This is a genomic window from Empedobacter sp. UBA7620, from assembly GCF_002484185.1.
Taxonomy (GTDB): domain Bacteria; phylum Bacteroidota; class Bacteroidia; order Flavobacteriales; family Weeksellaceae; genus Empedobacter; species Empedobacter falsenii_C.
Window position 1 is genome coordinate 1 of record NZ_DLJI01000061.1, and the last position, 8,781, is coordinate 8,781.

Annotated in this window: 4 protein-coding genes, 1 pseudogene and 1 CRISPR repeat array; all 5 genes and pseudogenes read right to left on the bottom strand. The window is 30.4% G+C overall.

The genetic code is table 11. The features are described from left to right. The first annotated feature begins 684 nt into the window (after window positions 1–684). Window positions 685–1,044: a CRISPR direct-repeat array (repeat unit 48 nt; unit sequence GTTGTGAGTTCCTTTCACTTTTAGTAATTTTACGTAAGTAGTTACAAC). A gap of 106 nt (window positions 1,045–1,150) precedes the next feature. Beyond that, window positions 1,151–1,489 (bottom strand): CRISPR-associated endonuclease Cas2, encoded by a 339-nt coding sequence (cas2, locus tag B2217_RS16065; RefSeq protein WP_180905998.1) that lies wholly within the window; start codon window positions 1,487–1,489, stop codon window positions 1,151–1,153. After that, on the bottom strand, window positions 1,486–2,376 hold the full coding sequence (cas1, locus tag B2217_RS16070) for a type II CRISPR-associated endonuclease Cas1 (RefSeq protein WP_180905997.1): 891 nt from the start codon (window positions 2,374–2,376) through the stop codon (window positions 1,486–1,488). Before cas1 ends, cas2 begins: the two co-directional genes overlap by 4 nt. An 11-nt stretch (window positions 2,377–2,387) precedes the next feature. Beyond that, window positions 2,388–6,652, bottom strand: a pseudogene (cas9, locus tag B2217_RS16075) (type II CRISPR RNA-guided endonuclease Cas9). 301 nt (window positions 6,653–6,953) lie between these two features. Further along, a complete protein-coding gene (locus B2217_RS16080) occupies window positions 6,954–7,388 on the bottom strand; it encodes a nuclear transport factor 2 family protein (RefSeq protein WP_180905996.1) in 435 nt (144 codons plus the stop codon). 200 nt (window positions 7,389–7,588) lie between these two features. Further along, a complete protein-coding gene (locus B2217_RS16085) occupies window positions 7,589–8,581 on the bottom strand; it encodes a homoserine kinase (protein ID WP_180905995.1) in 993 nt (330 codons plus the stop codon). Between the last annotated feature and the right edge of the window lie 200 nt (window positions 8,582–8,781).

Below are 8,781 nucleotides of genomic sequence, written 5' to 3' on the forward strand. Positions count from 1 at the left end.
AATTTCCTATAGCTCCATTATCCAAGGATTGACTTCGTTTTATTCGGCTATTTTTTCTTCTGTATATTTTATAATTTCAAATGAACTTCTCATCTTAGCAAAACCTCTCGGTATTTGCGGTTGCAAAGGTAATACTTATTTTTTAACTAACAAATTTTATTTCGAAAATTTTTAAAGTTTTTATTTCAATAAGTCAAATTTACTTTCACTCCAAAACTCCTTTCGGGATCGGTTTGCAAAGGTAATACTTATTTCTAAACTCGCAAATTTATTTTTAAATAATTTTTATCGCTATATAAGTCCCTATGTCAATTTCAATACTACTCGTCTTTCGTATTGAGGTTGCAAATATACGTACCCTTTTTCCGCTTTTCCAAACATAATTTACATTTATTTTACATTCTGTTCTTAAGTTGCTGGTATGACGCGAAATATTTTTTGAAATGTTTGACGGTTTACGCTAAACGGTAGACGAAATAGAGAAAAACGATCGGTGAAAAATAAAAAATTGGAGAAGATTTGTAGATTAGATTGGCATTTTTGACAGAAAAAGAAGGTTTTTAGATTTACGATTCTAGATTTACCTAAGAAAGGTTATCACTATTATAAAGAAAATTGTTCTTTTACATTATTTTAGAATGTGATGCTGAAACGAGTTCAGCAGGACTGGATGAAGGTATTCATGTTGTGAGTTCCTTTCACTTTTAGTAATTTTACGTAAGTAGTTACAACAGGATACGTTCCAACATAAGCAAATGTATAGTTGTGAGTTCCTTTCACTTTTAGTAATTTTACGTAAGTAGTTACAACGGCTGGTGGTCATGCCCTTCCTGCCGGGCGGTTGTGAGTTCCTTTCACTTTTAGTAATTTTACGTAAGTAGTTACAACAGAACTGAGGTAGCGACGTTTACAAAGTCAGTTGTGAGTTCCTTTCACTTTTAGTAATTTTACGTAAGTAGTTACAACTATTGCTGATCAGTTAAACGGCTTAGGAGTGTTGTGAGTTCCTTTCACTTTTAGTAATTTTACGTAAGTAGTTACAACCTCATTTTAAAAGTCCTTTATATAAAAGGGTTTGAGATGAAATTTAGATATGAGAAAAAAAGTAAAATCCGATAGAAGTTGAGTTTTCTATCGGATTTTTTTATTCCTAAAATAATTCTAATTGTTGTGGACCTGTTGGTAAATCGGTTTCTTTTTTGGAAAAAAATATTTCCATTTGTCCAAATTGTTTATCAGTAATACAAATTATTCCAACTTTACCAAATTCAGGTAATTTAGATTTTGTTCGTCTTATATGTACCTCTGCATTTTCTCTACTTGGACAATGTCGCAAATAAATAGAAAACTGAAACATAGTAAATCCATCATCTATCAACTCTTTTCTAAAACGAGTAGCCTGACTTCTTTGCTTTTTTGTTTCCGTTGGCAAATCAAACAAAACTAAAACCCACATAATACGATAAGCATTATAACGACTAAAACTCATGTCATTTCAGGAAAACGAATCACACGTTGCTCCCCTATCATACACTTATATAAAGAACTTGTTGTAGAGCTTATCGCTACTAACAAAGGTCTTTTCAAACCATCAATTTTTACATCTTTTGTTGCTATTTGTAATAAATGTGCTTTAGCATCTTTACTCATTTCAGTCGGTCGATAAGGCTTATTCATCCATTCTAAGACCAATTCATCAACATAAGGTCGATAAGGTTCCATTATATCATCAGCCAAACAATATGGATTGTATTTATTGCGATGAAAAATACCAATTGTAGGATTTAGTCCAGAACTCACTAAAGCTCTTGCAACCATACTTCGAAGAATAGCATATCCAAAATTCAGAAAATTATTAGGAGCATCACCATCTCGTTCTCTCGTAAAATTGTCAAATAATTGTTTCCAATAATATTGAGCCGCAATCCCTTCCATATTCGTGGAATCTCCCGATTTTACATTCGTTAAATAATTCTGCAGTGGCTCCTCTACAAAACCAAACTTACTTAACAATGCTTTTTGTTGATAAATCTTAGCTTCAATCGTTTGTTTCCACAACTGTTTGCGCAAAGGTTCCGAAACATTAATTTGATGTTTCAATCGCTCACTATGCTCCACATGCCCATTCATTGGTAACATCAACCCTAAAGGCATATGACTATCGTCGCAACTGATTATCGCCACATTATTTTGTTGTAACATCACTATAAGTTGATGACTTAGGGTAATTTGATAATGATCCAACACCAAAAATCCTAAATCTTCAATATGTATAGAGCCTTTGATTTCTTTGGTTGTCGCATCTTCTATTTTCAATTGATTGTCTTTTAATTTTAAATAAGATGGATTACCAATGTAAATGGTGCGTTTTAACATAAACTTACATTTTAATATTCTCCAATATGGATGATTTCTCCTAAATGGTTTGTTCTGACTTTTACTATGGTTTTCATAAAATCCTTACTATAAAAATCTGAGTAAGTAATAAACCTTAAAGACTTAACTAAATAAACAGAAGTTTCTAAATGATGTCTAAACCAAAAACCAGATTTAGAAAGCTCACCAAATTTCTGCACCCTAAATAAATGTTTACTTATTAACGTCTGATTTTTCCTATCAAACAAATCAATTTCATTTGGATTAAAACCTTCTGATGGAAAAACAAACATTTCGTTTTGCTTCATTGTAAATTTAAATGTCCAACCTAAGTGTTGATTGTAGGCTTTATCTACAATTGGTAAACCTTGATTTACATGAGCTACAGCTTCATAAAATGAAATAACTTTTTCTTGAAGATTCCCTTTCTCATCTTCGTAAATAGCTACATGATGATTATTTCCTGTACTCACAAAATCAATTGGAATTTGATTTCCATCTTCATCAAAAATATCATTTCCTAAATGATCCTTTTAACATGTAATGCTTCAGCATTTTTAACTCCTGATATCGTTACACGTTTTATTGCAATTCCTTTTTCTTCATTCAACCAAATTGGATTTTGTTCCAAATCAGAAAAAGCCTTTTTTGAATCTCCTTTAAATTGATCTAACCGAGTTTGTAAAATTCGTTTTACGCCTTCGTCAATCACTTTGTCAATTTTTAAATCAGGTCCAATATCTTTACGAATCGTATAATCATCTTCCAGCCACATTAATTTTACTTTTTCAGGTAATTCTGTTCCGTCTTTTAATAAAATTGGATTTTTTGACAACGCATTTTTTCCTGTAAATGCTTTTTTAGCATCTTTTCCATTTTCGGCTAAACGCTGTAATAAAAGAGATCTATATTGTGGATTCGAAACCATAGCAATTGTAGCCTCACCAAACTTTGCTGAAACTTTTTCTTCTTTAAAAGCATATTGTTTGATTTTGCCATAAACGGTTTCCTTGTGCATTTGTCCTCGAGGAGTTAAAGCAATCTGAACTTTGTCGGTTCCTTTTATTTTGTTCATATTTCGAGTAACAACTTTATTTTTTGCTTTATGCGATACTAAAACAGCTTCTAAATGTTGTTTCGCCAGTTGTCTGAAATTTGGAATAGGTTCATTGAAAACACGTTTATAATTTCCTTTTCCATCATTTATTTTATGCGTTTCTTTTTCTTCAATTCCTAATGCATCTTTACTCGAAATTCTTAAGCTATTTGTATCAATAGCCTTTTTATCTTTTGCATTTGAAATACTATCATATTCATCATTTCTACACGCATTTAAGTTATTTAAATACTGAATAAAAATACGTTTGGTAAATGCAACAGTCAGCGCATCCATAGCATGATGACGATGATCATTACGCTTTGTCCAATCTTTGATGACTTCTTTCGGATTACCATCTTTTGTTGTTTGCATTTCTGTTAAGCCAGCCAAACGATATTTCTCCAAATTCAACTCTTTCATTACATTCACCAAATCCCAATCGTCACGCAAACGATCTGTAACTGAACCAGAAGTTGAAAGCACCGATTTAGTAATTTGAAACAAGATTTCTTTCGCTTTTTTAGCAATATATTGTGAATCACGTAAATCTCTTTGAATAAAACCTTCGCCAATTTCAGAACCTTTCATTGTTAGTTTCTTGTATTTAGCTTTTGAAATTCCCTCATCATTTAAATCAAACAAAGCTTTTGAACGTATCAAAAATTCATTTAATTTATCTTGTCCAAAGGCATCAAAAATATAATCGTAAACCGTTTTATTTCCTTTATCCAAATTGATCTGACGCGGAACTAATGTTTTATTCGAAAAACTATCATCAAACAAACACGATTGAGGAATAATATGTTCGATATCGTATTTTTTTTGTAAAAATATCTTTTCGTTCGATATATTGATTGGTATACAAATCCTTGTACCCATTATTTTTAAGCTCTTGATACAATTTATAACGAATAATATCATTGCGCGTTGGGAACTTAATTCCATCTTCTGTTTGAAGAATCTTAATAATTTTCTCGTGTTCAATTTTTCCTGCATTCATAGCTTTGGTCATTTCCTCACGTTCTTTTACATTCTTCTTAAGTTCACGTGCTAACTCAATACGGATTTCATCAAATTGAAAATTTCTTGCCCTGCCTGCTTTCTCCAATTTATCATTTTCAGTATCAATCAATGTATTCACTACATTTACCATCTGATTCAGAATTTTCTCAACTACAGGATTGCGCAAACTATTTTTTGGAAGAATATCTAAACGAGATTTTAATTCACGATTTTCTAATTCTTCTTTGGTTAAAGAGTTTTTAGAATGACGATATCCAGCTAAATCACATGCTACAGAATATTCATTTTCTTTTATAAAAGGATATATTTTACGAATTGCTTTACTACTTAGACTTCCATAATCATCTTGAAAGGCAACTGTTCCCATTACTTTAGCTTGCTCTTTATTGAAACCAAATTTTTGTTCTAATAATCGATACAAAGTGTCCATTCCAGTTGGTGAATTGTCTTCTTCATACGCATACAACAAATGCCACAGCTGAAAAGATAATTGCTCATCAAAAACTTTTCCTTCTAACTCTACATTGAAATCTAAAATTTCAGATTTAATTCCTAAATGATTAAAAATAGCTTGCACCATTTCCTTAATTTCAGATGCAGGTTTGTCAATATCAGCTAAAGTAATTTCGTTTTTATTCAATTTTAATTTCAATTCTTCACGCACATCATAACCTTCGTTATCTAGAATAGTCAAATAAGCATTATAAAGGGCTTGATTAGTACGATTTCCTTCTAAACTTGTATAATTAATTTCCCAATCTTTAGGTTTATCAACTAACAATTTTAAAACTTCAGATGCAGTAAGATTTCCCTTTAGATTTAATTCTTCAAATAAGTGATTTTTATCGTTTTCATTTAAAAGCACAACTTCATTTGTAATCTTATTTTTCAATTTTACATTATGAAGAATTTGCCAAATTTTGAATTCTTGAAATAAAGGTGCTGATTTTGGAATAACGCGTAAACCAACAGTTTTCTTTTTATCATCTTTAATTATTTTTCTTTGTTCGAACTCACAAATTGAAATCAAACCTTTTTGAGATTTTAGTTTACGTTGATAGAAAATAACAACATCTCGAATTTCTTCTTTTAAAGAATTGGTAAATATGTTTTCACGATTTTTTGCTTGAACTTCCCAAATCTTTTCAAACTCATCCATATAATCCTGACGATAAAACACTTGATTTTTTAAACGTGCATGCGGATTATTTTGTAACTGAGTATATTGATATTGACCTACGGTTTGGTTATTGAAGTACAACTCTTTGCTTCTATCTGAAATTGCACCTAAATAACCAGAAGAATTAGCTAATTGACCATTAATCTCTTGCAAAACAATCGCAATTTGTTCTAAATTTAATTGGTTAGACAAAGCGTCATTTCGCCATTGGTAATTCTCTAATTTTAAATCATCACGTTTTAAATTGCGCTTTATTCCAACCAAATTAAAAGGGACTTTTAAAAATGCCCAAGTCGCTACTTTTCCTTTTCCCTTTAATTCTTCTTTTAAATTATCTGTAAATAATTCAGTATAAAATTGCTTTTGAAAATCTCATATCTTATCAAATTCAGACTGTAAATCCGAACGATAAAAATCAGGAACCTTTTTCTTTCCAGACTTTAACAAATCCAAAACATATTGCCCTGGTGTAAGATTTTCATGATATAATTTTTTAGCGATGTCCATACCATCAATCAAAGAACCTTCTTCGGTATTGTTCACTTTATGTGAACTTTTGTAACCGCGCTTTTTGTTGATTTGAAACAGAACACGAGCCAATTCGTGAAGCTCCAATTGTTTTTCAGCTGATAATGCTCGTAAACGAAAAGTTTCAAAAGTTGTTTTATTCCCATTCTCAGCTAAAATAGTTTCATTATCAATCCATTTCTGTGCTTTCAGAATTTGTAAAAGATTTTCTCTTCGAAGTTTAAATCGTTGAAGATTACGACGAGCCGAACGCGCTAAAGTTCTACCTGCATTTGTTGTAATAGGTTTACCTTTTTCAAAGTTTGTTTGCTCATCAGTTGTTAAAGTATTTACACGAACACCTATTTTTCTATAGAAGATTGTTCATTATTATTTGTAGCTTCTTTTACAAACGCCCATCCAATAGAGTTGGTTCCTAAATCTAATCCAAGTATATTTTTAGCCATAAGTATTATCTTTTGCGTATTAAATTACATCAAAAATAATTTATACAATTACGGTTTCACGTAATCATATATAAATATTTTATATCAATATTTGTATTGAAAGGAACTCACAATAAGGATTATTCCGTTGTGAAAACATTTAGCGCCTCGACTATCTTCGGGGCTTTTTTTATTTAAATATTTTTGTCCAAAACAAACCAACTTATATAAATAGGTTATTGTATAAACTAAAGAACAACTAGTTTAATTTTATCTAAAATATTAAGTTGTTTAACAATTACCAATTCTAGTAGTTGATGTTTCACGATTTATTCCCTTGATTTAACATCTCAATTCTTTTAGCATCTTCTGATGTAAAATCTGGATCAACATAAATATGTACTCTTTTAATCAGACTGCCTTCAAATTCAAAAACATTACAAAATTTACCAAATGAATTTTTATTATCAGGCCACTTTATTCCCTCTTTCGTTTCTCCACCTTCTTGTCCTTCAACGATTATATATTTATCGGATACTATGATATTAAAGTTTTTAACATCGTGATGAAGGCTTTTTAATCCATTTCCAAGTGTTTCGCCAAAGTGTTTTATACCTTCCTTTCCTTTAGTGTATCCATATTTCGGGAAGTACAATTCAACATCTTCAGTAAATAAATCAAAATAAGTACTATCAAAAGTACCATTATCAATTTTTTCAAAATATTTTAAGACAACTTCTTTTCTTTCTGTAATCATTATTTTCATTTTTAATATTCTGATTGTATTCAGTTATTTAAAACTAAATAACAACAAATTATCAATATTGAAAACGATGATTTTTCTTAATTTTTTAAATTATTTTTTTTTATATTTATAGGTAACAAGAAAATTATTAACGAATTAAGGAAGCGAAAACTTTCAATTTTTCCCTTAGTCGCAATTTCATTATTGCAATGTTAGCCGCAGTTCTTTTTTTCTTCGTAATAATCTAGCCAATTTTTGATTCTTCCAACAAACATTTTAAGATAGTTTTCTGTTAGAAATATATTTGACCAATCAAATCTTTGAGCTTGGACGCCAAGATAAAACACAAAAATTGAAGCTCCGGCTTCAGGGATTAAATTGAGTTCCTTTTCAGATAAGCTTCTTTCTTTTCTGTAACCATTTAAGAAACTTTCCACTTTAGTTTCATATTCATTTTTATCCGTTTCAATGAAAAATAATTGTTTGCAAAAATATCCAATATCTAAAATCAGAGAACCATTTCCACAATTATCAAAATCAAAAATTGTAATTTCATTTTCCTTATTTACACTCAAATTGTCATACCAAATATCAAGGTGTACAATGCCATTTTGAGCTTCGGATAAATGAGTTGTTTCAAAACACTTTGCGATTTTTGAGGATATTTGTTTTAAATATAACATTTCATCTAAATCTTCTGAAAAATATACATTTAACTTCTCATAAGCTTTGTACAGAAGCACATCAGAATTATAATTTATTCGATTGATTTTTTTTGTCGCTGTTACATTATGAATTTTTGCCATTATTGAACCAACAGCAAAACAAGTTTCCTTGCTCATAAAACGCAATTTTTCTCCTTCTGCGAATGTGAAAAGCGCAACATATCTTAAACCTTCTGGCGCAGCAATCTCTTGAATTAAATTTCCATTTTTATCGGAAATTGGAATTGAAACTGAAAGATGATGTGATTTGAGTAAATTTAATAGGGATAATTCTTCTTGGATTTCCGTTTTTGTTCTCCAGTTGCGACAATAAACTCTAACCACATATTTCGTACTTGGAGTAGTTAAAAAATAGGTATGATTTACTCCTGTTCTAAAAAGTTTACAATCGAAATTATGTTCTAATTGATACTTTTCGTTAATAAGTTCTCCTAATTCTGTTGGTGATAAAATTGAAGCTATTACTGGGAAAGTTTTCATTTAAATGTTGAGTTTGTTTTATAATTGCGGTTAACTGGACTTGTCGAAGTGCGAACTTAATTTGAACGAATGTACAATTCAGAGCCAAAGCTGTTCTACTATTTGTAAACTTACAAAAAATACGAATATGGACAGCTTTTGGCGTATTAGAAAACAAGAACGTTCAATTCAGCCAAAACCCCGCATTTTGCTAAGCCGAT